The 26043-nt window shown below is 27.8% G+C and carries 18 protein-coding genes and 1 pseudogene; 13 read left to right on the forward strand and 6 right to left on the reverse strand.

From position 1 onward, the window contains the following. The first annotated feature begins 189 nt into the window (after window positions 1–189). The 8 genes from H0I29_RS18405 to H0I29_RS02805 all read left to right on the forward strand — a co-directional run bounded on the left by H0I29_RS18405 (window position 190) and on the right by H0I29_RS02805 (window position 8083). A complete protein-coding gene (locus H0I29_RS18405) occupies window positions 190–321 on the forward strand; it encodes a hypothetical protein (RefSeq protein WP_261972844.1) in 132 nt (43 codons plus the stop codon). Between the two features lie 522 nt (window positions 322–843). Then, window positions 844–2352 carry an AAA family ATPase gene (locus H0I29_RS02775; protein WP_218754340.1) on the forward strand — a complete coding sequence of 503 codons (1509 nt, stop codon included), beginning with the start codon at window positions 844–846 and terminating at the stop codon, window positions 2350–2352. After that, window positions 2349–3188, forward strand: coding sequence for an HNH endonuclease (locus H0I29_RS02780; RefSeq protein WP_218754341.1), 840 nt, complete (start codon window positions 2349–2351; stop codon window positions 3186–3188). The genes H0I29_RS02775 and H0I29_RS02780 overlap by 4 nt, the downstream gene beginning before the upstream one ends. Window positions 3189–3352: 164 nt before the next feature. After that, window positions 3353–4684, forward strand: a complete 1332-nt coding sequence (locus H0I29_RS02785) for a HEPN domain-containing protein (RefSeq protein WP_218754342.1) — start codon at window positions 3353–3355, stop codon at window positions 4682–4684. Window positions 4685–4811: 127 nt separating this feature from the next. Then, on the forward strand, window positions 4812–5651 hold the full coding sequence (locus H0I29_RS02790) for a hypothetical protein (protein ID WP_218754343.1): 840 nt from the start codon (window positions 4812–4814) through the stop codon (window positions 5649–5651). A 211-nt stretch (window positions 5652–5862) separates the two neighbouring features. After that, on the forward strand, window positions 5863–6867 hold the full coding sequence (locus tag H0I29_RS02795; protein WP_218754344.1) for an IS30 family transposase: 1005 nt from the start codon (window positions 5863–5865) through the stop codon (window positions 6865–6867). A 52-nt stretch (window positions 6868–6919) separates the two neighbouring features. Next, the gene (locus H0I29_RS02800) at window positions 6920–7441 is read left to right on the forward strand and encodes a hypothetical protein (RefSeq protein ID WP_218754345.1); all 522 of its coding nucleotides are present in this window, start codon (window positions 6920–6922) and stop codon (window positions 7439–7441) included. 162 nt (window positions 7442–7603) lie between these two features. Then, window positions 7604–8083 (forward strand): hypothetical protein, encoded by a 480-nt coding sequence (locus tag H0I29_RS02805; protein ID WP_218754346.1) that lies wholly within the window; start codon window positions 7604–7606, stop codon window positions 8081–8083. Window positions 8084–8134: 51 nt separating this feature from the next. Here the strand turns inward: H0I29_RS02805 and H0I29_RS02810 are convergent. Next, a pseudogene (locus H0I29_RS02810) lies at window positions 8135–9105 on the reverse strand (IS110 family transposase). Between the two features lie 376 nt (window positions 9106–9481). On the opposite strand from H0I29_RS02810, the gene H0I29_RS02815 reads away from it, so the two are divergent. The 3 genes from H0I29_RS02815 to H0I29_RS02825 all read left to right on the forward strand — a co-directional run bounded on the left by H0I29_RS02815 (window position 9482) and on the right by H0I29_RS02825 (window position 13040). After that, complete coding sequence (locus H0I29_RS02815; RefSeq protein WP_218754347.1) at window positions 9482–10486, forward strand: DUF2971 domain-containing protein; 1005 nt, start codon at window positions 9482–9484, stop codon at window positions 10484–10486. Window positions 10487–11621: 1135 nt separating this feature from the next. Then, the gene (locus H0I29_RS02820; RefSeq protein ID WP_218754348.1) at window positions 11622–11774 is read left to right on the forward strand and encodes a hypothetical protein; all 153 of its coding nucleotides are present in this window, start codon (window positions 11622–11624) and stop codon (window positions 11772–11774) included. 129 nt (window positions 11775–11903) lie between these two features. After that, complete coding sequence (locus tag H0I29_RS02825; protein WP_218754349.1) at window positions 11904–13040, forward strand: DUF3800 domain-containing protein; 1137 nt, start codon at window positions 11904–11906, stop codon at window positions 13038–13040. A gap of 220 nt (window positions 13041–13260) precedes the next feature. On the opposite strand, the gene H0I29_RS02830 is transcribed toward H0I29_RS02825, so the two are convergent. The 5 genes from H0I29_RS02830 to H0I29_RS02850 form a co-directional block, all read right to left on the reverse strand. Further along, window positions 13261–14457 (reverse strand): primase-helicase family protein, encoded by a 1197-nt coding sequence (locus H0I29_RS02830; RefSeq protein ID WP_254712686.1) that lies wholly within the window; start codon window positions 14455–14457, stop codon window positions 13261–13263. A gap of 2 nt (window positions 14458–14459) precedes the next feature. Then, window positions 14460–14798, reverse strand: a complete 339-nt coding sequence (locus H0I29_RS02835; protein ID WP_218754350.1) for a hypothetical protein — start codon at window positions 14796–14798, stop codon at window positions 14460–14462. Further along, window positions 14798–15133 carry a helix-turn-helix domain-containing protein gene (locus tag H0I29_RS02840; protein ID WP_218754351.1) on the reverse strand — a complete coding sequence of 112 codons (336 nt, stop codon included), beginning with the start codon at window positions 15131–15133 and terminating at the stop codon, window positions 14798–14800. The genes H0I29_RS02835 and H0I29_RS02840 overlap by 1 nt, the downstream gene beginning before the upstream one ends. Before the next feature lie 72 nt (window positions 15134–15205). Further along, window positions 15206–16303: a hypothetical protein gene (locus tag H0I29_RS02845; RefSeq protein ID WP_218754352.1), complete on the reverse strand. Its 1098-nt coding sequence runs from the start codon at window positions 16301–16303 to the stop codon at window positions 15206–15208. Window positions 16304–16307: 4 nt separating this feature from the next. Then, the gene (locus tag H0I29_RS02850) at window positions 16308–17552 is read right to left on the reverse strand and encodes a site-specific integrase (RefSeq protein WP_218754353.1); all 1245 of its coding nucleotides are present in this window, start codon (window positions 17550–17552) and stop codon (window positions 16308–16310) included. Window positions 17553–18573: 1021 nt separating this feature from the next. Here H0I29_RS02850 and H0I29_RS02855 point away from each other — a divergent pair. Beyond that, window positions 18574–22707: a two-component regulator propeller domain-containing protein gene (locus tag H0I29_RS02855; protein ID WP_218754354.1), complete on the forward strand. Its 4134-nt coding sequence runs from the start codon at window positions 18574–18576 to the stop codon at window positions 22705–22707. A gap of 387 nt (window positions 22708–23094) precedes the next feature. Continuing rightward, window positions 23095–26043, forward strand: a complete 2949-nt coding sequence (locus H0I29_RS02860; protein ID WP_218754355.1) for a T9SS type A sorting domain-containing protein — start codon at window positions 23095–23097, stop codon at window positions 26041–26043.

Genomic DNA, 26043 nt, shown 5'->3' on the forward strand with positions numbered 1-26043 from the left:
AAATCATTTTGATTTGACTTTTGATTAAAACAAGATAAAAGCAAACAAAATGTTTTAACTAAGTGCTAAATTGAAAGTCTCTGACTTTCTATTCCCGCACTAACCATACACGCAACGTTGGCTTTAATGCTCGAGAAATCGTAGTTTAAAACTAAAATTAAGAATTGAAAATATAAAAAACAATAAAATATGAATTTTTTAGAAATTACATTATCAAACAGAACAATGTTAATACTTGGAGCATTATCAGGAATAGCAATTATTTTTATAACTTTTCTAATTGCAAAACGTTACAATAAAAAAACGAATGCAATAAAATAACAACAATTCCAAATTCTGAGAATCATCCGAAATAACAATTCATCCAATTGTTTAAGTTGTTTTCGGAATTAAATTCTGAATTCAATATATAAATTAAATTGAAAATTGAATTTACAATCCTCAAAATTTCTCACTCAAAATCTGAATTAAGAAATATCCAAATATGAAAAATATAACAAAGAAAAAATTCTTTCTATTTGTAATCTTGATACTTGTCGTTACAGAAGTTGGTTCATCATTCATATCAGGAATATTATTTCCTTTTACAAATAATTAAAAAAGGAAAATAATTTAGAATATTAATCATAATTTCTGAATTAATAATTGAACAAAAAAGAAAAATGAAACAAACAAAAAAGCACTAAAAGCCAACACCGTGTATTAAAAATTGCTAAATTAGTGCTTTACCAAAATCAGTTGCATTTTTATTCACTTCAATTTTCCTTCGGAAAATAGCCGTTCATTCAAAACGCAACTTTCCATAACACAACAACGTTGTATGCAATTTGAGAAAAACTAAGAATGAATTTTTACCTTAACAATCAAAATAACTCAGAAATAGAAAAAGTTAATGTTGTTTTTTTATTTCATTCAAATTGGGATGACTGGTTCACTTATTCTACTTTATATACGTTATATTATTACGATAATGAAGGAATTCGCCACAATATAGGACCCTTAAAGATTGGGGAGTTCAATATTGGTTCACAAAAAAGAACACCAGATTTACCAGACTCTTTTGAAACATTAGATGAATCTTTCTTTTCATTAGGACAAGATGTTAGCTATTATGAAAGATTAAATTTAATGAGTGTAGACTTTAGAGATGAAATTTTAAATGCTCTTAATGATATAGCTTTAAAAACTGAACTCTATAAAAAATCATTAAAAGAAAATGTTACAAAAATATCTTTACTGAGAGATGTTAGTACTACATCTGTTGAAGGACAATTTAGAAGACTTGCAACTGGTAATGCTGAACTAACGCCCTATAATTTTAAGTTTCATTTACCAAAACATTCTAGAAGTCGAGTAGATGATATGGTTTTAGATTTTAATGTTGTTCCTAAATCAAATCCGCCTTCAAACATAAATGTTATTATTGGTCGAAATGGAGTTGGTAAAACTCATTTATTCAACAGTATGATTACATCTCTTCTTGGAGGTAATAGGAAAAACGGAAAAAATGGTTTCTTTACAAATTCACTGGAAGAATCTAAAAATCCTTTTGCTAATCTTATTTCTGTTTCATTTAGCGCATTTGATGAAACGAATCCTATTGTTGAAAAAAGAGATAAAACAAAACACTTAAATTATTCTTACATAGGCTTAAAAAGAGCAGAAAAAAGCAATGACAGACCTAAAAGTCCTACAATATTAAAAAATGAATTTACAAGAAGTATTGAAAAATGTAAATTACAAGGTAAAAAAACTAGATGGGTTAATGCTGTTAAAGTTCTTGAAGCAGACCCAGTATTTAATGAATCTGAAATTTCTTATATTTTGGAATTAGAAAATAATTCTGAGATGAAAGAAAAAGCATCAGATATTTTCAATAAATTAAGTTCAGGTCATAAAATTGTATTATTAACAATTACACAAATCGTTGAAACAATAGAAGAAAGAAGTCTTGTTTTGTTAGATGAGCCTGAAGGATATTTACATCCTCCTCTACTCTCGGCTTTCATTAGAGCTTTATCAGATATTTTAATTCAAAGAAATGCAGTAGCGATTATTGGAACTCATTCACCTGTCGTTTTGCAAGAAGTACCAAAAAGTTGTGTTTGGAAACTAAGACGTCACGGAGCAGATGCAGTTGCAGAACGATTAGAAATAGAATCTTTTGGAGAAAATGTGGGATTGTTAACTCAAGAAATATTTGGTCTAGAAGTAACTGAATCTGGCTTTCATAACATTCTAAAAGACATTGTAAATAACTCGAATAGTTTTGATGAGGCTATTAATATTTTAAACAACAAAATTGGTCAAGAAGGTAAAGCCATATTAAGAACTTTAATGCATAATAAATGAAAAAAATAGTAAAGCCCAATTTTTCAGTAGCAGATGTTCTTATTGAATGTATAGATAATTTACAAAACGAAAACTTAAAGCAAGAATTAATAGATTCTACCAATCAATTTACATCAGCAGAGTCAGATTTTGAAAGTAAAGTAATTACAAATACTTTACACCAAATACAACAAAACATTGAGATTAGCAACACAATTAATTCTTCTGTCTTAAAAGGAATATACACAGATAGAATGGTAAACAAAACGAATAAGGGTCGGGTATTTTATAATTCAATATTCATTTCTGCTCCTTATGGAAAATGCCCTTTCTGTAGTGTTAAACAAGTTAGAACATTAGACCATTATTTGCCTAAATCCAAATACCCTATTTTATCAATCACTCCTAACAATTTAGTCCCTTCTTGCAGTGATTGTAATAAAGATAAACTAGTTGATTCTCCAACAAGTAGTGAAGAAGAGACTCTTCATCCTTATTTTGATGATATTGAAAATTTTGATTGGTTAAAAGCTAAAATTTTAACACTAAACCCTATCAAATTTGAATATTATGTTTCACCACCAAATGAATGGTCTGATTTATTGAAAACACGATTAACAAATCATTTTTCAGCATATTTACTGAATGATTTATATTCTATTCACGCAATAGAAGAATTTGAAAATATAAAATTACAATTAACAAAATTGTACCAAAACTTGGGAGTAAACCAATTAAAAGAACATATTTTAGACTGTTATATTAGTAGATATTCAGTTAATAAAAATTCTTGGCAAACAGCTTTTTATAATTGTTTATATGAGAACGAAGATTTTTGCAATGGAAGCTTCATATAAAACTGCATACAACACCGTATATAATTTATTGCTAGCTTCTTGCTTACTTACGAAAGTCCTCGCGGACTTTCTTTGTCCGTAATTATTTACTAAATTAGTTGCTTGAAACACGCAACAAACCATATACAACAACGTTAGGTGTAATTAAAACGAAAATCAGTAATTTGAAAGAACAAGAGCTAAATTTAGAATCATATAAATTCGTTGAAAAAATTACAGTTATTGAAAAAAATGAACCTGAAAAATTTAATTCAATAAATACGCTAAAAGGATCTCTTGCAAATCTTCAAGTTACAAATTTATCTGAATTCATATCTGATTCACCTGTTATTAGAAAAACATTTATGGCAGATAAATTGGAATCTAAAATTGAAATATTAATAGATAATTATTGGTATGGATTTGGTGAAAATAACATCTATATAGAATATTATAAATTCGTAAATAAATTACAATCATTTAGTTCTTTTGAAAAAAAATTATCCATTGATTATCTAAATGAAAAAATACTTCTTTGGATAGTTAAAGTACATATAAATAAAAAATCTGAATTTGATTTAATACAACATTTATATAATCTTATTCATAAAGATGTTAAAGAAACTACATTTTATTTTCCAATATTAAATCTACAAATTGAACAACCATTTAAAGTTGGAAATGTTCTAATTACATATTTTGAAAAAGAATATTTTGATGATTTAATAAAAAAAATACACGGAGAAAACCCTACAGAAGAGAAAAGAGAAACCTTTAATAAAATTTATAGAAAATATCAAGGAAAAGTATTTGTTGCCGTAACAGTTAAAGCTGAAAATAAGAAGGGAAAGGAAATTGCATATAAACGAGCATGCTTAACTGCGGATATAATAAAACTTTTATCACCTACAATCAGCTTTCCAGATTGGGAATGTTCAACTGATTTAGACAAAAGAATGCCTTTTGAATCTGAACACTTATCAATTGACAAAGATTTAGAATATGGTTTTAATATATCTAAATCTGCAAATAACAAACATTTTGACATTTCTATTCAAATGTGGAAAAGCTTTGAACCTATGATAAATTTATTTAGTAAAATATTGTCATTTCAAGAAAAAAAAGAAATTGAAAAAACAATATTGAATTCAATTATATTTTTCTCAAAATCATTATCTGAAAATGATTTACATTTAAGAATCTCACAGTTAATCATGATTATAGAAAGTATCTTTCTTTTAGAAACTGAAAATTATAAAATGGAAAAAAAATGTAAAAGAAGAATGTCTGATTTACTTTATAAAAATGAAGGCTCAAAAAAACAAAAGTTATTTGATGTCTTAACAAATATGTATGAGATTAGACATAGTATGACTCATAAATCTATCAAAAAATATATTGAACAAAATAAACTAAGAGAATTTCAAATAAATATTATTGAAACATTTACAAGGCTAATAACTTTAAGTCCAAGAATAGACACAATGAAGATATTAATAGAAGAACTTGATAAATAACTACACCTAACACCGTTTAAAAAAAATTGCTAAATTAGTGCTTAAATAAAAGCAGTTGCATTTTTGCAAACAACAACGTTGGCTTTAATATAAAAAATCCACCCTCCATTCAGAAAAATAAATTAATATGTATATTCTCTACAAGTTATTAACTCCTAAATACTTATTAAGGAAATATAAAAAAGGAAAAAAAAGATTACCTAAAACAGATATAGAAAAATTAAATTTAAAAGGGAATGTAAAAAAATATCAAATTATTAAAAACGAAAGAATAATTTTAGAATTAGTATTTAATAAGTATGGTTACCTAATAAGTAAATTTGAAAATTCTGATACCAAAATTTATAAATATAAACTAGAAGAAAAAAAACTGTATTGTATAAAAACTTATTTTGGAGTAGAAATTTCTCATGAAAACCTTATATCTAAAGAATTATTTAATTTTAATAAAGGATCTAATAAACCTATTTCAAAAAAAACTAAAAACTATAAATTTTCAACCTCTAACATTGAAGATAAGTACAATTACGATATTAGAGGAAACTTAATATCTATTGTTACTTTTAGAGGCTCTAATTTTCAACGCAGATTTCATAAATTAACAATGAAATATTTTAATTTGGAAAATAATAAAATAGAAGAAAAAATTTATTTTAGTGGAAAAGAAAGACATTTAACCAAATATCTTCAAATTGGAGAAATTTCAATTAAAACAATTAACAAATATTTAGTTAATTTATTTTCTAATAATAGATTATGCGAAGTTAAAGCTTTAATGGATAAGAATAGAAACGTAATATCAGAAGAAATATATACATTAATTACTGGTACTTTAAAAACAACAACATCTTATGAGTTCGATATAACAGGAAATTGGATACAAAAAAAAGAAGAAACTTCAATAAGAGTAAAAAATGGTGATGGAACTAACAAAAATTTAGAAGAAGCAATAATTGAATATTGGTAAAAAATACTAAAGCCAACACCGTATAGTAAAAATTGCTAAATTAGTGCTTTACAAAACTAGTAGCATTTTTGTAAACGTCCATTTTCCTTCGGAAAATAGCCGTTCACTTTAAACGCAACTTTCAATATACAACAACGTTGTAACCAATACAAGAAATGTACCCTCCATTCAATAACTTAACGCAACAAATCTAAAATTATAGATTTGTAAAATGGAATTAAAAAAACATAGAAGATTAACTTTAAAAGAAAGAGTGATTATTCAGACACTTTTAATAGAAAAAAAGCCAAAATCATACATCGCTAAAAAACTAAAAAGAGCACCTTCAACAATTACAAGAGAAGTGAATAAATGGGTGCAAAAAAAGGAACATAACTATGATGCTGAACTTGCTCATTGGTGTGTTAAAGAAGATTATTTAAACAAAAGAAACTTAGATAAAATAAGTACATATTCTCTACTTAAATTTTTTGTCTATAGAGGTCTTTTATCAAGCTGGACACCTGAACAAATTTCTGGAAGACTCAAAGAGTTGTATCCTAATGATCCAATAATGTCTATTTCTCACGAAGCTATTTATAGACATATATATACAAGACCACAAGCTCGTTTAAATAAAAAGTTAATCAAACTATTAGTCCGTAAAAAAACAAGGCGTAGAACTTCTAAAAAAAGACGTGGTGGTGGAAGTAAAATCATAAACCAAGTCAGTATTGACAATAGACCACAACATATTGAACTAAGAAAGGAAGTTGGACATTGGGAAGGTGATTTAGTGATTGGAAAGAACAATAAAAGTGCTATTGGAACTATTGTAGAACGCAAAACTAGATTTACTTTAATCGTGAAATTAGAGTCTAAAAAAGCAGGTGAAGTAGCTAATGAATTTTCTAAAATATTAAACAAATTAAATCCTATTTATAAAAAATCAATGACATATGATAACGGAATTGAAATGGCGAGACACGAAATGATTACTAAAAAAACAGGTATGAGAATATACTTTGCACATCCATATTCTTCCTGGGAAAGAGGAACAAATGAAAATACAAATGGACTCATTAGAAGATATCTTCCAAAAGGAACAAACTTCAATGAAATTGACGTAAATAAACTCCAAAATATTCAAGAAAAATTGAACAACAGACCAAGAAAAATTATAGGATATAAAACTCCAAAAGAAATGATGGATTTAGAACTTAAATTTGTAGCTTAGTAACATCAATAAACAAAAACGGTTTGTTGCGTTACAACATTGAATCCAAGAAATGACGACAGAATTTGAAACTGAAATAGTAAAAACAAAGGAATTCAATAAAATATTTATGATTGTATTTCTAATTCTTTATGCGATTTCAGGATTTTACATTTTTATGTATGACAAAGAAAGTCAAAACGTATATTTGAAATATTTAGCTCTTACAATTTATTTATCAGGAATTTATTTCATTTTCGGACAATCTTTTATGAAACCGAAAAAACTCGGGAAATTAAAAATCTCAACTGACAGAATTGAATTTAACGTGGGTAATAACAATAAAATTATTCCACTGAATGAACTTGAAAATATTTATTTGAAATATATGGATTATGGAAGTTGGTCAACTCACTCAATTTTCGGAAATAAAAACTATTTGAGAATAACAGAAAAGTCAGGAAAAAAATATGATTTTGAAATACTTATAAGAAATAAAAATTCAAAAAATCACCTAAAAATAATTTTCAATAGTCCAGAGTTTTATGAAAAATTCGATTATATGAAAAATGGAAACTCTCGCACTGAATTTTAAAAAAAACTATGGCTAACACCTTGTATAAAAAATTGCTATATTTAGCTTAATTTAAAACTAGTCGCTTTTTTGCAAACTTCTGAATTTCCGCTGGAAATTCCTCATTCACAAAATCGCAACTCTCCATACAAAACAACGTTAGCTGTAATTGAATCCAAGCTTATGAATGAAACTGAATTTAGAATATGGAAGTCTAAAGTAATTGATATTTCCATTGAAAACAATTTGGCTAAAAAGGAAATACGTAGAATACAATCGTGTAAGAAATCCGAATCTATTAAAAGATATATATTTTTCTGTTTAGGAGAACACCACTCAATCTTCATTCAGAATAAAATTGAATTTACAGACAATGCATATTTCAATCTATCAAATTATAGAAGTAAGTTAATAAATTACTTAATTTCAATGAAAGTTGAAGAAAAGCACATAAAAGCTATCGGACAATTTCAATGGTATAGTAAAATAAAAAAGTATTTAAACAAAGAATTGCCAAATTTCAAAAATGAATTAACTGAAAATGGAATCACGTATAAACCATTTTATTTGACAAATGAAACTACAAAAGAACCGATAGAATTCTTTGATAAAACAGAAAACTCAATAAGAACAATTTTAACCCCAATGGGAAATAAGAAATAATTAAAAACTACAGCTAACAAAGTACTGTGGTAAAAAACAAGTAAAAACTCATTAATTTTTCACTAAAACACTTCTATAATTATTATCATAAGTTAGTCCGGATTTAGCAATAGCAAAAGCCTGTTTTAATAGCTTATTACAAACCGATATTAAGGCTAGTTTTTTGCTCTTTCCTTTAGCCACTATTCTATCATAAATTGCTTTGCAAGCATGGTTATATTTACAGGCATTAAAACTGCACATAAATAGTAAATTCCGAAGCTTTTGATTTCCTATTTTACTAATTCGAGGACGTCCTTTTACACTACTTCCACTTTGTCGTATTAAGGGAGTTAAACCTGCATAACTACAAAGTTCACTTCCACTTGTAAAGCGATCAAAACCATCCGTTAAAACAACTAGCATTAGAGAGGTTTTAGGACCTATTCCTGGAATGCCTTTTAAATCTGTTAAAAGTTTCTGATGGACTTCTTTTACTAAAAACAACAATTTATCTTCTATCGTTTTCATATCTTTCTGGAGTTCTTTTAAAATTCGTTTTAAAGAACTAACAACAGATTTACTAGGAATCCCTAAAACAGTTTCTCCATGTATTTTATTCTTAATCATAGTGCTTTGTTTTGTATATGTAGAAAGGAGTCTAATCATTTGAAGGCATTCTAATTGATGTTTTGAATTACCTTTCCATAACTTTAATTCAACTTGTTTAGCATACTCACAAATTAACTTCGAATCGCTTTTATCTGTCTTTATTTTAGACAGTTTCATCCGAATAAACCGTTTTACAGATAAAGGATTCTCTACTGAAACCTTAACACCTTGCTCTTGTAAATAATAGCTAATTGGTAGTGATAATAGCCCGTAGCTTCCATCACACAATGACTATTAATATCTAACAGTTTTACAAACTTTTTAAAGCCCGAAATGCTATTTTTAAATTGGTAATAATTACCTAAAGAATCGGTAACATCAAAAACTAAATGACTGATGTCAAGTCCAAAATATTTTATATCTTTATTCATAAGAAAATGTTTTTTGAAAGGACATACTACGCGAGTTTCAACGACTTAAAATCGAGGTCTAAAAGCCTCATAGAACTGTACGAAATCTGTGTAGAAAAGAGAGGGGATTTTCAATGTTGACGAGATCTAAAGCCTCTCCGTATATAATAACCTTACTCCTCTCTTTTGTGCTTTCTGATTTATATGCTTAAATTTAGTCTTTTATTATAAAATGCTAACTTAAGCCGTATATAATTTATTGCTGGCTTCTTGCCTACTTGCGAAAGTCCTCGCGGACTTTCTTGGTCGGTAATTATTTACTAAATTAGGTGCTTGAAACACGCAACAAACCATATACAAACATTTTGTGTGCAATTACCGAAAACCTAAAAACTCAATGCTTGTATATAAATATCGAAGTGGAACAGAGAATGATATAAAAGCTCTTGAGAACAATCAATATTGGTCGTCTTCTATTGAACAATTAAACGACCCTTGTGAAGCAATTACTGACACAAAAAAGGTTAAAAAATTTCTGAACTATATTGGACAGAAAGTTGGAGCTAAAACTAAAGAGGACTACGATTTAATTAATGATAATACCGATGAAGTTTTATCGATGGATAATAAAATGGGGATTTATTCACTCTCTAAAACGCCATTAGATGAATTACTTTGGGCTCATTACGCAAATTCTCATAAAGGATACTGTATAGAATATGATTTAGACATTTTGCTAAAAACCGACGGAGGTAAACACGTTCATTCTTTTCCTGTTTTGTATTCAAATAAACCACCAAAAATTGGTTTTTGGGATATTATAAAAAACGAAAAAAATAGTATGATAAAAAAGTTCGCTTTTCATAAATCGAAAAGATGGGAATACGAACAAGAACATAGAATAGTAACAAGTAAAATAGGATTAAATTCCTATAATCCAAAAGCACTAAAATCAATTTATTTCGGTCTAAAGATTAGCCAATCTGATAAAAATCAAATCATAAATTTATTACAATCAAGAGGAATTAGTTTTTATCAAATTGAATTAGAAAAAAACAGTTATTCATTTAAAACTGTAGAACTTGAGACAGATAAAGAACTAAAATCTAATTATTTAAAACAATTACCAACGTCAATTACAAATGGGAAAATTATAGAGTTTGAAATCTTAAAAGAGAAAATTTTCAACTTTTCAGGAATTGGAGAATTTAAAGTAATGTTGAAACAAGAGTTAAATAATTCAGAAATAGAAATTTTAATCAACTATCTGAAAAAGAACTTATTTTGTGACGGAAAAACATTATTTTTTGAGTTCTTTACTGACCTTAAACAAATTGAGAATTTACCTTGGGTTTCAGCAACATTGAAAGAAGAAAAAATAGAAATACAGTTTAACTATTAAAAATAACTGCACACAACAATGGCTATAAGTAATTGCTTGTTCTCGCCTACTTTGGAAATTCCTGCGGAATTTCCAACTTGGTGTGTACTTGTAAAGTTAAGTGTTAAACCACGCAACTACTCATAGCCGAGACCGTTGTAAGCTATTTGAAAATGTACTTTCCTGAAATAGGTTGACTAAAAATTAAGCAATTAATTACAGTCACTTATGAAAACTCAAAACAACCCTGGCGAAAAAAAACGTACGAAAAAGCAACTTTAGAGCTCAAATTATTCGTCGTTGACTAAATTCAGAATGGACACAACTACTTAGCAATCGTTACTGATGCATATTCTAAGCAAATTATGAGATATAAACTCGACAATCAAATGAGGAACGGTATAAATTAACCCAAAAAAAGGTCAACCTATATCAGTATAATACAAAAGGATTGCAAATGTAATACAAAAGAATTGCTACTACCCTACACTGCAATGTTTATAATAAAGTAAAAACAATTGCTACAAATTCACAAAGACGATACAAATTCTCATCAAAATAAATAATTGCATTACAAAAACAAAAAGGATTGCAAATGTAATACAAAAGGATTGCCATTACTTTACACTGCAATTTTATCACAAAGTAAAAACAATTGCTACAAATTCACTAAGACGACACAAATTCTCATCAAAATAAATAATTGCATTACAAAAACGAAAAGGATTGCCATTACTTTACACTGCAATTTTATCACAAAGTAAAAACAATTGCTATAAATTCACAAAAACAACACATAGCCATATCAAAATAAATAATTGTATTACAAAAACAAAAAAGATTGCAACCGTAATACAAAAGAATTGCTATTACCTTACACTGCGATTTTTATCATAAAGTAAAAACAATTGGTATAATTTTACAAAAACAACACATAGCCAATCAAAATAAATAATTGCACCACAAAAACAAAATCATTACATAATAACACTTTAACATTTGTACATAACAACATTACAAGACAAAAAATATTGCAATCTTAAATTTTAAAAAGAACAATTAAGAGAAAGTTTATTATTTAAATTTCAATACTAAAAAGACGATAATGTTCTATTAAAATTATATTTTTAATGTTCTAAAAAATTACGAGCTATCAATGCCACTATTCCAAACATCTGTCCTAGAGGGTTACCTAAACTTACAAGACAAAGAACAAATAAATAAAGCCATAAAAGCAAATAACAAACTACTTGTAAAAGATGGTTTAACAGAAACACCAACCTTACCCCAAAAAAATGAGTTTGAATAACTAGACCTCTCTGAAGAAAACAAACAAAAAGTACAAGCCCTACAAACCCAAATTAACCAAACTGATAAACAAATTGATGTTATAGTTTAACGTAGGATGAAATTGCAATAGTAGAAAATAGTTAGAGATATGAGTGAAAAAGTATACATATATGGTGATGAATTTGGTACTTCTACTTTAAAAAGCAATGATGTTAAAAATATTACACATTTTGTTTATGCAGCTATAGTTGTAAAGGAATCTCAACTTCCAAACGCTAAAAAAGTTAGAGATGAAATCAGTAAAAAATTTTTTAAAGGAAACGTATTAAAATCTAATTCTAAAATATTAAGGAATGAACAAACTAGGTTAGATGTATTAGATTATTTAATTAAAAATTTAAATTTTATAGTCTACTTATTAATCATTGATAAGGAAAAGTTGGATAAAGAAAAAGGTGGACTTAGATTTAAAGAAGTGTTTTATAAATACTTTCAAAAAATATTTGTTTCTCAAATAAATAATAATTTCTCTGATTTTGAAATTCATATGGATAACTTAATTAATGAGAAGTATGAAATAGAATTAAAAAATTATTTAACTCAAAATTATCAAGAAAGTTTTTTTGAAAAATACAATATTTCAGATGATAAGGAAGAACCACTAATTCAAATTGCAGACATATTAGCAGGTTCATATGGTAGGGTTTTTAACGCAGCTTTTATTACTGATAAAAGTGAAGAAATACATAATAAATTAAAGTCTTTACCAAGCAATGTTTCATTTTTCCCTAATAGGGATGGTGGTAAATTGTTTGTTACAAGTGAAGAGAAGAAAATTGATGAAGAGTTATTTAGTATTGTAAGAAAAGATGCAATTGAAATATTAGAGAAAGAAAGTGATATTATAATAAAAGGAGTTATTGAGCATTTACTTTGGTATCAAAAGATAATGCCGTTTAGATATACTCAAACTTATGAAATTACTAATGCTATAAAACATAATACAGGTAAAGACTTGTCGGTTGATAATTTAAGAATAATTATTAAAGAGTTAAGATTTAAAGGTGTTATCGTTGTTTCTTCTTCAGCTAAAAGTGGCTATAAGTTAGCTGTAAATAAACCAGATGTTCATATTTATTTTAGTCATTATTTAAACTACATTTTACCGATGTTAAAAAAAATAGAAATAGCTAATAGTATTTTTCTTAATAAAACAGTTGGTGATTTTGTGCCTTTAGAAGAAATGAATGAGTTAAAAAAATTAGTAGAAACTTTAAGTAAATAAACTAAAACTTAAAAGTAGACTTCTAACTACTTAACACAAAGTACATATTTTTGTTGTCTTGTTGACAAAGATACCTAACACCCACCTAAACAGATAAATATAAAATAACAATTAATCAACAAAGCATCAACAGAACTAATTTTAGTTGCACTGTTGACACTTTGTTGAAGCATTGTTAATGTAAGAATCTATTACTGTTACTGCTTTTATCGTAAAGACATCAACAATCAACAGTATCTGTAATAAAATCTTCCTTCTTAAACTCAAAATACCTTCCTTTTTTAGTTTCATAACTAACAATTGATTTTCCCTCCAAACTTTGAGATAAAAAATATTTTTTATAACCGCCATTCTTAGGCTCAATACCATAATCTAATTTAAGAGTACTTGAAACTTTATTACGAATAGTTCTTATATTACTTTCTATTAATTTACGTAATAAATCTGAGGCAGTATATCTTAAAATATCTACTTCAAAAGCCACAAAATCATCAATTAATATTTCTTTTATCTCTTGGCTTAAATACGTCTTATTGCCTTTTACAACTTTATCTAATGCAGGTGTATAAATCTGTTCTTTTGTAAACCACATTCTTGTTAGCCTCTCTGTTTTAATTTTTCTCGTATTAAGAAAATGCAAAAACTGCGGTATTTCATTATGTAACTTTTTAAGCATATCAACATCTTCTTTCCCAAACGAATTCACCTTAATTACCCAGTACCTTATTTCTTTTTCATCAATCTGAATAAAGTTTTCTTCATTATTAGAACATAAAATAAATTTCCCAAAGAAGTTAGTTTCAACCTTATCCTTACCTTTAGACTCTACCTTATAGGTACTGGCAGTAGATAGGTTTTTAATACGTTCACTATCCTCTCTCCTATCTAACAATACTTCATCTACAGAAATAATAAGCTTAGATGCCCAGTCACTATTAAACCTACTCCTAAAATCTTCATTTTTATTAATAGTCATATTAGATTGAAAAATTAATTTTAACCAATTTAAAAAAGAAGTTTTACCCGTATTTCGCTTATCACTTACTAAACATAAAATAGGTAAAATCTGAATTGGTTTTTGCCATAAAATCGTTAAATAATCAATACCTAACTCATACTGTTCTCCAAAAATATGTTCTAAAAACTCTACTGTTTTAGGAAACTCTCCCTTTATAAGTTTATGCTCTATCTTCTCATATTCGTTGTAAAAAGAATTAATTTCTTGTTTATAATTTCTATGATCTGGTATTGTAATAAAACCATCATATTTTTTTATTGTTTGAAGATAATCCCTACCATAATCAGTAATTATTTCTCCTTTATTCCATTTTCTCAATACCTTAATAGTATCTCCGCTCAACAATGGATAATTGCAGGTTTTATAGTACTCCGTACCTATTCTTTTAAAAGTATCCATAATTAATTTGCTTTAACAATTTTACCGTGAATACTTACTCGATTTTCCTTACCTTTTTCACAATCCTCCCAGTCTAAATTGAGTGATACGCCAGTTGCATTTTTATCTATTGAATAACATTCGTCAAATAAATTCTGAAGTACAATATGATCGTAACGCGGATTCTCATGAATAAGTAACATTACATCTTTTAATTGTGAGCCCAAATAATCTAATGTCCTGCAAAGTGTAGTATCTAAAATTCTTTCCACTTTTAATCTTTGAAATTCTGATAACATTCTTTCTAAAAGAACAATAGATTTTTTTGTAAGAGCACTATCTTTTGCTTGATAATCTTCCATTACTTTCTTGCTTTAGTTCTATTAGACAAAAAAGCATCTGTATCTGCTTCAATTTCGGTAAGTGTTTTTTGCTTTCCTTGTTTTATCCAATCTGTAATTTCAGATTTAAAGAAAAATAGCCCCTCCTTCTTTTTGTGATAAGGAATTTCGTTGTGTCTGCAATACTTATATATAGTTTGCACCTTATAACCAACCAATTTAGCGACTTCAGCAACCCTAATAGGCTTTTCTTCACCAGCTGTAGTTTCTGCTTTATTTAGCAATAAAGCTTTTAATTCTTTGAGGTCTTTTTTTACCTCTGCAACATCTTGTTGTGTTTGTTCAAATGATATCATAATCATACTTTTAAGTTATTAATAGTACAATTGTAGGGAGGTCATTTGTGGGCAATATAGAAGGCGTACGCCCTATTTTAAGGTTTGATAGTGTTTTTTTACATCTTCAATATGCTTATAGGCAGTATATCGCCTTCTATCAGTACTAAATTCATTTCTTATTCCATTAATATTCCCCCTAACAGACCTTCGAGGAATATCTGTTATTTTTTCTAAAAGCTCATGTATTTCTTTTTGAGATTTACAATATTCTTCATCAAGATTATTTACGAACCCCAAAAACCATAAATAAGCAATTTGATATGGTGCCTTTGTATTTATAAAAATATGCTCTATTAAAGGGGTGATTTCTCTATCCTTTAAAATTTCGAGCTTTGAAAAGCCATACTGATTTAGTTTTTCTAAAATAATTTGACTTTTTGTTTTTCGTGGATTATTATTAGAATCATTTTCAAAATTAGCAATATCAGACCCCAAATTATTTGTGCTTTGATTATCTTTTTTTAGTAAGTCTTTTTTAATATTTATAAACAAAGCTCTGTCAAAGTATTTTTCTTTATTTTCAATAAATTTTATTTGGGGTGCAAAAGTTTTAAATTCTTTATTTAAGATTGTACTCATTCTAATCTCCACTGTATTTAAAACATTCTTATACTCATTTAGATATTCCATATTTTGTATTATGTCATTTTTTGATAATTCCTTTTCTTCTTGAGAAATATCATAATCAGCAAAATATTTCCACATTTTTTCAAAATCAAAAAAGTAAGTTTCGTTTTCTACTGAAAAAAGAGTAAAAAAATGATTTATCAATTTTTGCATTTCAAATTGATTGTTCGAATTAAGTTTGTTTTGAATATTTATTGAAACGAAATAAGACACACAGTTAAAAAAAGGGCTAACATTTTTCGAGCAAAATGAAGTGCATTTATCGCAAGGACTATCAAGAACTTTACCTACGAATAGATTTTCGGATATTTTATGAGAATTTATAATTTCATCAAACACGGAGTCATTATCATATATTTCTTTTAATTGGCATATATGATGCTTTTGACGGTCTTTTATATAAAAATAATCATCTAGAATTTCTGGATTTAAACAGATTTTCAAGTTCAATTCATCGTCATTTTCGTTAAGGATTTTTAAAAAATCAAATATCTTTTCCATAATGTTAAAAATCCATTATAGTGTTAGCAAATTCTTTTTTGGCTTCATCCTCAAACCCTGCAAAGTAATTTTTAGTAACACTAAGGTCACTATGATTTAAAGCTTCGCTTATAAACTCCATACTTGCACCTTTTCTTAAAGAATTTGTAGCAAAAGAATGTCTGGCGTAATAAAAACTAATATCTTTAGGTAAATCGTTTGCTATTGCAATCCTTTTAATATGGTCGTTAATGTAACGGTTGAAATTTTTAATCTTCTTGTATTGTGTTTCAATATTATCAGCTGCATCTAAAATATTAAAAACAAAACTATCTTTCTTTTTATTGCAATACTTTTTTATAACACCTTTTGTAAAGTCAGTTAAGTAAATTGTTATCACACTTTTTTCAGCAGATTTGTCAAATGTTTTAGCTCTGTAATATGAAAATTTATCTCCTTTTATATCTGAATATTTTAAAAGGGCAATATCTTTTAAATTCATACCATTGCAAGCAAAACTAAAAAACCAAAAATCTTTACATTTTGCTTCATTCTCGTTTAACGTTTCAGCATTAAATAATAATTTTAATTGAGCCGAATTTAAAGCCTTTTTTACTTTTTTAGTTCTTGGTATTTTGTATTTATTTTTACCAAATGGATAAATATCATTGATAATATCATTATTCTCAATTGCAATATTAAATACCGCTCTTAATGTTCTTGTGTAAATTGCTATAGTTGTATAACTTTTACCTTTTTTAAGCATAAATTTTTCATACTCTTTTAGCCAACTAACATTAATAATACTAAAAGTAAGTTTATCTAAATTCAACTTCTTCTCAATTTCGCTAAATTCTTTTAAGGAGTTTAAAGTGTATTTATAACTTTCTGCAGTACCTATTTTATTATCATCAGTTTTATTTTTAATGATGGTATCGAAATAATACTTTAAATTATTTTTATCTGATGATTTTCTAAAGAATTTAGTTTCAAATTGTTCAAAGTCAAAAACAGTTAATTGTTTTGCCACTTCATTTGCTCTCGCTTCTATCCCTTTTAATCTTAGTTCTAGTTCTTTTTTAGCACCTCTAAACTTTAAATTATCTGGATTTTTCCAAACCTCAACAAATTCTTTTTCTTGTAAATCAACATCTAAAGGATAACGTTTATCTTTTTTAAGCTGACGATTAAATACTCTTAATTTTAATGGATAAGTACCATCACTCTTTAATCGTCTTTTATCAAGCACTATCGATATGGCATAAATCATAGATATTTATTTCTGACAAATATAACCATTTGCCCACAATTTGCCCACAAAAAACAATAATAGATACATATAAGACAATACTAAACAATACTTTAAAAAACCTAAAACACTGATAAACAAGAACCTTAATATAACAAACAGTAACAAACAAATAGTATTATTTTTGATTACGGCTCAAGAGGTTGCAGGTTTGAATCCTGCCATGGTCACCAATAAAACCAGTACTTTCCAACGATTTGGAAATTACTGGTTTTTTCATTTTCACACTATTTTCACACAAAACAAGAATTAAGGTATCCTACAAAAAGTAAAACGTACTTTTAAACCCTTTTATAAAGTAGTTTTTATTTTAAATTGCAGTTGGTGTTATAGAATTAAAAAGCAGAAATACTAAAGATTTAGAAAGCATATGAAAACAAGCCTTTGATTTTAAAGCAAATCAAAAAGGATGCGTGTATATAATTATTTCTAATTTCGAAAAGTTACGTTTTTATATAAATGATGCCACAGAATTTGAAGAATTCAACTTACTTGAATTAACAAAAGAACTTACGTCTGCAAAAAGATAGTATTATAAACAATATTCCTTTAAAACTTAAAGAAACACTTTTAGTAAAAGAATTTTACAAAGACTATTCACTTTTTTATAAAAGAAGTAAACAAAACCATAAAAGCAAATAACTTGTAAAAAATGGTTTAGAAGAAGTACTAACCTTAAGCAAAAAAAATAAGTTTGAATGGTTCGATTTATTTACAAAAAATAAGCAAAAAACACAAGCCCTACAAACCCAAATACACCAAACAGACAAAAAAATAGACACTATGATGCATGAGCTGTATGGTTTAACAGATGATGAAATTAAAATTGTAGAACATACTTAAGAGTACTATGTAAACAATAAAAATGGATAAGAATGTGATATTTATTAAGTATGTAAGTAATTTATGGTAAAAAATTTTGTTAATTTATTGAAGAATAATTAAAAATATGTATACTTTTATTGCAAATTAAAAATGTAGGATGCATAGAATTTTATTCATTATTGGTATTGTATTTACACTATTTTCTCAGCAAATTTATGCTCAAAATTTTGAAAGAATTTCTAATAAAGAGGGCTTTAATCAAAATACCGTAAATGCAATTGAACAAGATAAGTATGGTTTTTTATGGTTTGCAACCCCTAATGGATTGATACGTTATGATGGCTATGAATTTAAAACATTTACCACGCAATCTAAAACTCATGGCGCAATTTCTAGTAATAATATTACCTACTTATTTAATGATAAAAACGGAATACTTTGGATAGGCACAAATGTAGGTATTAACATTTATGTACCTTGGTTAGAAAAATTTTTTACTGTTCCGCTTAAATATAATATTAATGTAAATAAAATTGATTCTGAAAATGATGATTTTGTTTGGGTCTCATCTCCTAAAAAACTATTAAGATGCGAATTAATAAGTATGGAAGAAGGTATCTTTTCTATTTCAGGTAATATTCTTGATAAGGAAACAGAAAATATAAAAATTAACACCTTTTCTTTTGGTCTGAATTCTTCAATCATTTTAGGAACAAGTAAAGGATTAAAAAAAATTAGTTATCAATCAGAATTCACATCTGTAAATAAAGACTCTTTTAATTTAGACGAATTTAGTTTTTTTAATGATAAAGAAATTACTAAAATTATTAAAGAAGATAATATATTTTGGATTGGCACAAAAGAGGGGTTATACAGTTCTAATTTAGACTCAAATTCAAAATATCTTGTTAAAAAAATCAAAATTAAAAATCAGGATACTAATTTCTTTGTGAACAGTCTTTTTAAAGATAATGAAAATACAATATGGGTTGGTACAGTAGCAAACGGACTATTTAAATACAATCCTATTCTAAATTCTTTTAGCCATTATAATTATGATTCAACAAATAAAAATGGCATTAGTAGCAGTCAAATTAACGCTGTTTACCAAGATAACTTTAATGTTATTTGGGTTGGTACTGCTCAAGGTGGTATAAATAAATTAGACCTTTTTCAAAAGCCATTTTACTCTTACACAAATAACCCAACTACTAAACTATCTATTGGAGACAACCTAATCACCTCCATACTAGAAGATAATAAAGGTAGAGTTTGGGTCTCGGGGTATCATAAAAAGTTATTTAGGAGTCTTGAGGTAGTCAATGAAAATACAGTTAACAACATTAAATTTGAAGATTTACAAGCAAAATTACCTATAGAAAAAAATGATGTTATTAGGTCTATTTATCAAGATTCAAGAAATTACATTTGGTTTGGTACAGACAAAAAAGTGTTTGTTTACAATCCTGTAAAAAAAGAATATAAAAAAGTGCAATTTTTATCCGAAAACGATAAATCACCATTGCTTTTGGTTCGAGAAATTGCTCAAATAAATGAAACAGATTTTGTATTATCTGGTAATAAAATTATAGTAATAGAGAATCCTTGGAAAGAAATAGCCAAAAAAAAGAATCCTAAAATTCATACAAAATCTAGTTTAAGAATAGCTGCAAGTAGAGTGCAATGTTTCTTACAAGATAGTAATAATCAACTCTGGTTTGGTACAGATTATGGTTTATTACAGTGTACGTATAAAGAAGGAAAAATTAAAGTAATAAGACAATATCAAGAAAATAAAACAGGAAGTAGTAAAGTTAGTTACAATAGTATCTTTACGTTGCATGAAGATCATAAAAAGAATATTTGGATTGGTACTTTTGGTGGTGGTTTAAACAAATTAACTTTAGATAGTGATCAAAATCCAATTAAAATGGATTATTTTAGAAAAGATGATGTCTTGCTAGATGATGCTATTTATGGAATTTTAGCTCAGAAAAATAGTGATAATTTATGGATTAGTACAGACATGGGATTGATGCTATTCAATAAACAAACCAATAAAATAAATGTTTTTGATGTAAACGATGGTCTAATTCAAAATAACTTTAGACAATCTGCATATGCCCAAGGTAAATCTGGTTTTATGTATTTTGGAGGTTTAAATGGTTTAACTATTTTTAATCCGAATAAAATATTTTTAAATACACAGCCTCCTAAAGTTCTAATAACATCCTTATTAATTAATAACAAACCTATAGAAATAGGTGATAAACTGAATGACATTGTTATACTTAAAAAGTCAATTTCAGAAACAGACACTATTACAGTTTGTAAAAGTCAAAGAATAATATCTTTCAACTTAGTAGCAGAACATACGTCTGCACCTTCTAAAAATAAAATAGCCTATAAATTAGATGGATTTAATAAAGATTGGGTAGAAATAAAGAAAGGTAAATCGCCAATATCGTATACTAATCTAGATGCCGGCACCTATAAATTAAGAATAAAATCTGCTAATGGAGATGGTATTTGGAGCACATCAACAAAAACATTAACCCTAATTGTATTACCTTTCTGGTATCAAACTTGGTGGAGTTATACTTTAATGGTCATTTTGTTTTTAGCTATTGGTGTTTGGATTGTTTTTTACTTTGTAAGTAATGAAAAACTAAAACAAAAACTGATATATGAACAAATTGATAAGGATAGAATTGAAGTTATTAACCAAGGTAAATTTAAATATTTCACAAACTTATCTCACGAATTTAGAACACCCCTTACACTTATTTCTGGGCCTTTAGATAGAGTTATAGAAAATAATAACAACGCAGAAAGTGAGCGTTTTTTAGCAATTATTAAAAGAAATACCCACAGACTTTTAAGTTTAATAGACCAATTAATAACATTTAGACAGGCAGAACAAGGTTTTCTAAATTTAAACTATACAAAGTCTACTTTAGGTGAATTTTTATATCCAACAACAGAAGCTTTTGAAAACTATGCATTAGAAAAGAATATTAATTTTTATTATAAAATTAGTTCGCCAAATGAAGAAATTGTAATAGATGTAGAAAAAGTAGAAAGAATACTTTTTAACCTACTCTCAAATTCATTTAAAAACACACCGGTACAGGGAACTATAAGTATTGATGCTTCCATTATATTTAAAGAAAATATTAAAAGTATTAAAATTGATGTTATTGATACTGGTAAAGGAATTCCAAAAGAAAACTTAAAGAATATTTTTGAAAGGTTTTATCAACTAGGAAATCAGGATGGAAACGTAAGTGGAGGTGGTATTGGTTTGTCTTTTTGTAAATCTTTGGTAGATTTATTTAGTGGTAGTATTTCAGTAAAAAGTAAACCAAATAAAGAAACTCGTTTTAGGGTTGTTATTCCATCTTCAAAAATAGAAGAGGTTGAGATAGATGAGGACAGTGTAAAAAAGTCATTTATAAAAAATTGGGTGCCTGTACAAATTAAAAACTTAGAAGAGAATAATGGTAAAGTAAAAAGTAAAAAGAAACATAGTATTTTAGTTGTAGAAAATGAGATAGATATACAAAATTTCTTAAAAAGTGCACTTTCAAATTCATATAATGTAACAATAGCTAACAATGGTTTAGAAGCCTTAGAAGAAATTAAAAAAACAGAATTTAGTACTGTTATAAGTGATGTTATGATGCCAGAGATGGATGGATTTGAATTATGTAAAATAATAAAAGCCAATCCCGAAACGTGTCAATTACCTGTTTTATTATTAACTGCGTTAGGAGATAATGCCGATTTAATTAAAGGATTAGAGTTTGGAGCAGAAGAATATATTAGCAAACCATTCTCTTTAAAACACTTAGAACTTCGTTTAAAAAAATTAATTGAAAATAACCTTAAGATAAAAGATTATTTTTCAAAAAACAGTTTACCTCCTAAGAATAAAAAAGAATTAGGCTTATCAAAAAGAGATTTAGAATTTTTAGATAAAATTACAGAAGTAATAGAGAAAAATTTATCTAATTCAACTTTTGGCGTAGAAGAACTCTCTATAGAAGCAGGTTTAAGTTCTGCTCATTTCTATAGAAAACTAAAACAACTTACTGGGCAAGTACCAAATGTATATTTGCGTAACTTTAGATTGCAAAGAGCTGCAGAATTATTAGCTAGTAATAGTGGTTTTAATGTTGCAGAAGTAATGTATCAAATTGGTATAGAGTCTAATTCTTATTTTTCTACGTCTTTTAAGAAATTACATGGAGTGTCTCCCTCTGAATACTCAAAAAGAGCAAAATCATAGTCATTAAAAAAATTAATAGACCAATAAAAGATAGATTTTATTTCGTTTTTTCTAACAATCTGCGCAGCATTTCATAAAAAAACATAAAGTTTAGTGCAAGTACCAACCTAATATTTAAGTGTTTTTTAGTGCTGCATAACTACTACATAATGGTTGTTTAAAACTGTTTTTAACACTTCATAGCCTTTAGGGTAAATACCTGTTTATTAGAAATTATTATTTTCCTCACCTTACTTCAAAACCACAAAACCATTGAATTATAACTACTTAAGAGGTGAAAATGATGACTTAGAGCAAAAGAATGATGAATACTAGAAAAGCAGTTACCTAATTCTCTCCTAGCTTTGTAACTAATGAAAACAATTAATTATAACTAAAAAATTAATCATGAAAAAACAGTTACAAAAAATTTTTAACAAGAAAAAAACAACACTTGTGCTACTGGCCTTTATAGGCATATGTAGTTTTCAAGTAAATGCGCAAAAAACTACTAATTATTTAAATACAACTACAGATGGGTTATGGGTTACTCCAGGTAACTGGAGTAATGGCTTACCAACTGCTGGTGATGGTGATATAGCAAATCTTACAGAAAGTGTAGATTTAGGAGGCGTTAACCGTGAAATAGGGCAACTTCTTGGTGCAAACAATACTAATACAAAGACATATTCTAATGGTACATTAACTCTTAATGGTACTACAGTGTCAAATACTGATCAGATTATAAGAATTCGATCTAATAAAGCGATTACTGTTACTTGTGACGTAGTTGTGAATGTTGATGGCCTAGATATTAATATTAGAAATAATGCGTCTTCAGAGCTTGTTTTTAATGGTGGATTTGCAATAGGTACTAATACAGTACATGTAGATAATAATAGTACTGCTAGTCCTGCTCTTCCAGTACAGTTTAACGGAACTGTAACTGGTTCTGGAACTATTAATATAGAGGATCAAAATATATCTACAGGTGCCTCAGCTGATTTTACAGGTTTTACTGGTAGTATAACTTTTGGAGGTACTAATGGTTTGTTAACCGTAAATGGTGCAAATACTATTGAAGGTTCAATTGGAGTATTAGCTGCATCAGATGGAAATTCTAAGATAGAATTTAATACTAATCAAAGTGGTTTAGCTAACCTTACAGTAGATACCCAAAATTTAGCAATAGATTTTGCTGCTGCTGCAACAGATGTAAGGTTTACAGGATATACTACTTCTGGTACAGAAGGAATTGTTGACTTAAAAAATTATGTATCTGGTTCTTTAAAAATAGGAACTACTGCTACTAGTGTTCCAGCAGCAGTATTAAGTACATGGACTCTTGATGGTGCAGCTGCAACTTTAACTCAAGATGCAACAGGTGCTATCGTTTTTGCTGGTTGTTCAACTCCAGATGTTATTACAACTTTAGCAGCAACTGCTGGTGCAGAGTATGTAACTTTAAGTTGGGATGCCCCTACTTGTTTTGATGAAGTTTTAGTAGTAGCTAAAGAAGGTTCTGCTGTTACAGTTACACCAACAGGAGATGGTTCAGCATATACAGCAGATGCAGATTTTGGTTCTGGAACAGATTTAGGAACTAGTGAATATGCAGTTTTTAAAGGAGCATCTAATGCAGCAGATATTACTGGATTAACTAAAGGAGGTACAACTTATCATTTTGAAGTATTTACACGTAAAGGGACTACTTGGAGTGCAGGAGTAACCATAAGTGCAACTACAAATAATATGTATACTTCAACTTCTGGTGGCAATAGTACTGGTCTTAATTGGGAAGATGCCTCTTCTTGGATAGCTGGAGTTATACCTAGTTCAACTTCAGACGATGTAACTATTAATACAGGAATAATTATTAATTCAGATGTAGATATAAATAATATTATTATTAATAATAGAGTTACTATTAATGCTGGATTTTCTTTAAATGTTAATGACTTACAGCAAAACAGTCAATTTATTTTACAGTCTACATCTGAAGCTTTTGCTAGTGTAATAGCAACTACATTAAGTGGAACAGGAACCCTTATTTATAATAGATGGCTAAATGATTCACCTAATAACGATTTAATTTCTTCTCCTGTAAGTGGAGTACCATTTAGTTCTGTAGCTGCAGCTTCTGATAATGAAAATAGATTTTTTATTAATCCTTCAGTAGCTGGTAACTACTTTTTTGGACCTTTCAATAATGGTACTGGCTCGTTTGAAACTTACACTACTCCTGATGATGATGCAGTTGTAATTGGTACAGGTCAAGGGTATAGAGCAGCAACTATAGCAGGTGAAGCAAGTACTGTAAGATTTGTAGGAGATATTGAAGTTGGTTCTGTTCCTGTTAGTATTACAGATGGTGGTGACGCAACGTATGGTCAATGGAATTTAATAGGAAACCCTTATCCTTCTTATTTAGATTTTGATACTTTCTTTACCGATAACACTGGTCAATTTGAAGTTGGTTTAAATAATGCAATTTATGGTTGGAATGGTACTTCTTATACAGCATGGAACGCTTTATCTGGTGCAAAAATAGCCCCAGGTCAAGGATTCTTTGTAAAGACTAAAGACGGAATAACTGGTACCGTAACCTTTACACCAGCGATGAAAGTTACTGGTAATAGTGATGATTTTGTTGCAGGTAAATCTGCTAACAATACAAATAAAGCATTAGCAAAAATAAATTTAAGTAGTGCTACAAAAACATTTGCTACAGATATCTATTTCGTAGAAAACCAAACGAGAGGTTTAGATAATGGTTACGATGCTGGTGCTTTTGCAGGAAGTACAGATGGTATTTATACAAATTTGGTAGAAGCTAACATAGGCGAAGATCTTTTAATTCAAGCTTTACCTTATAATGATTATAATAGTGTAGTTGTTCCAGTTGCTATTAACGCTGAAGCAAACACAGAACTAACAATTAGTTTAGATGAAACATCTTTAACTTTACCTGCTAATACGTATGTATATCTTAAAGACAATGTATTAAATACTACAACATTGTTAAATGATACAGATTATGTATTTACACCAGACTCTAAATTAAGCGGATCAGGACGTTTCTTTATAGAATTCTCTGCTAAAGCAGTATTAGCTACAGATGAGTTTGCTGTAAATGAAATGTTAATCTATACAAACCAAGAATCAAAATCAATTATTATTAAAGGAATATTAAAAACAGCTGCTACTGTAAAAGTTTACGATGTACAAGGTAGAATGGTATTAGAACAAAAATTAGACAGTTCTAACATAACAAATATTGTTAATGCAAACACATTAAATACAGGAATTTACATGATACAGTTACAGGGAAGAACTCAAAAAGTTATCCTTAATTAA

It is taken from the genome of Polaribacter sp. R2A056_3_33, assembly GCF_019278485.1.
Taxonomy (GTDB): Bacteria; Bacteroidota; Bacteroidia; order Flavobacteriales; family Flavobacteriaceae; genus Polaribacter.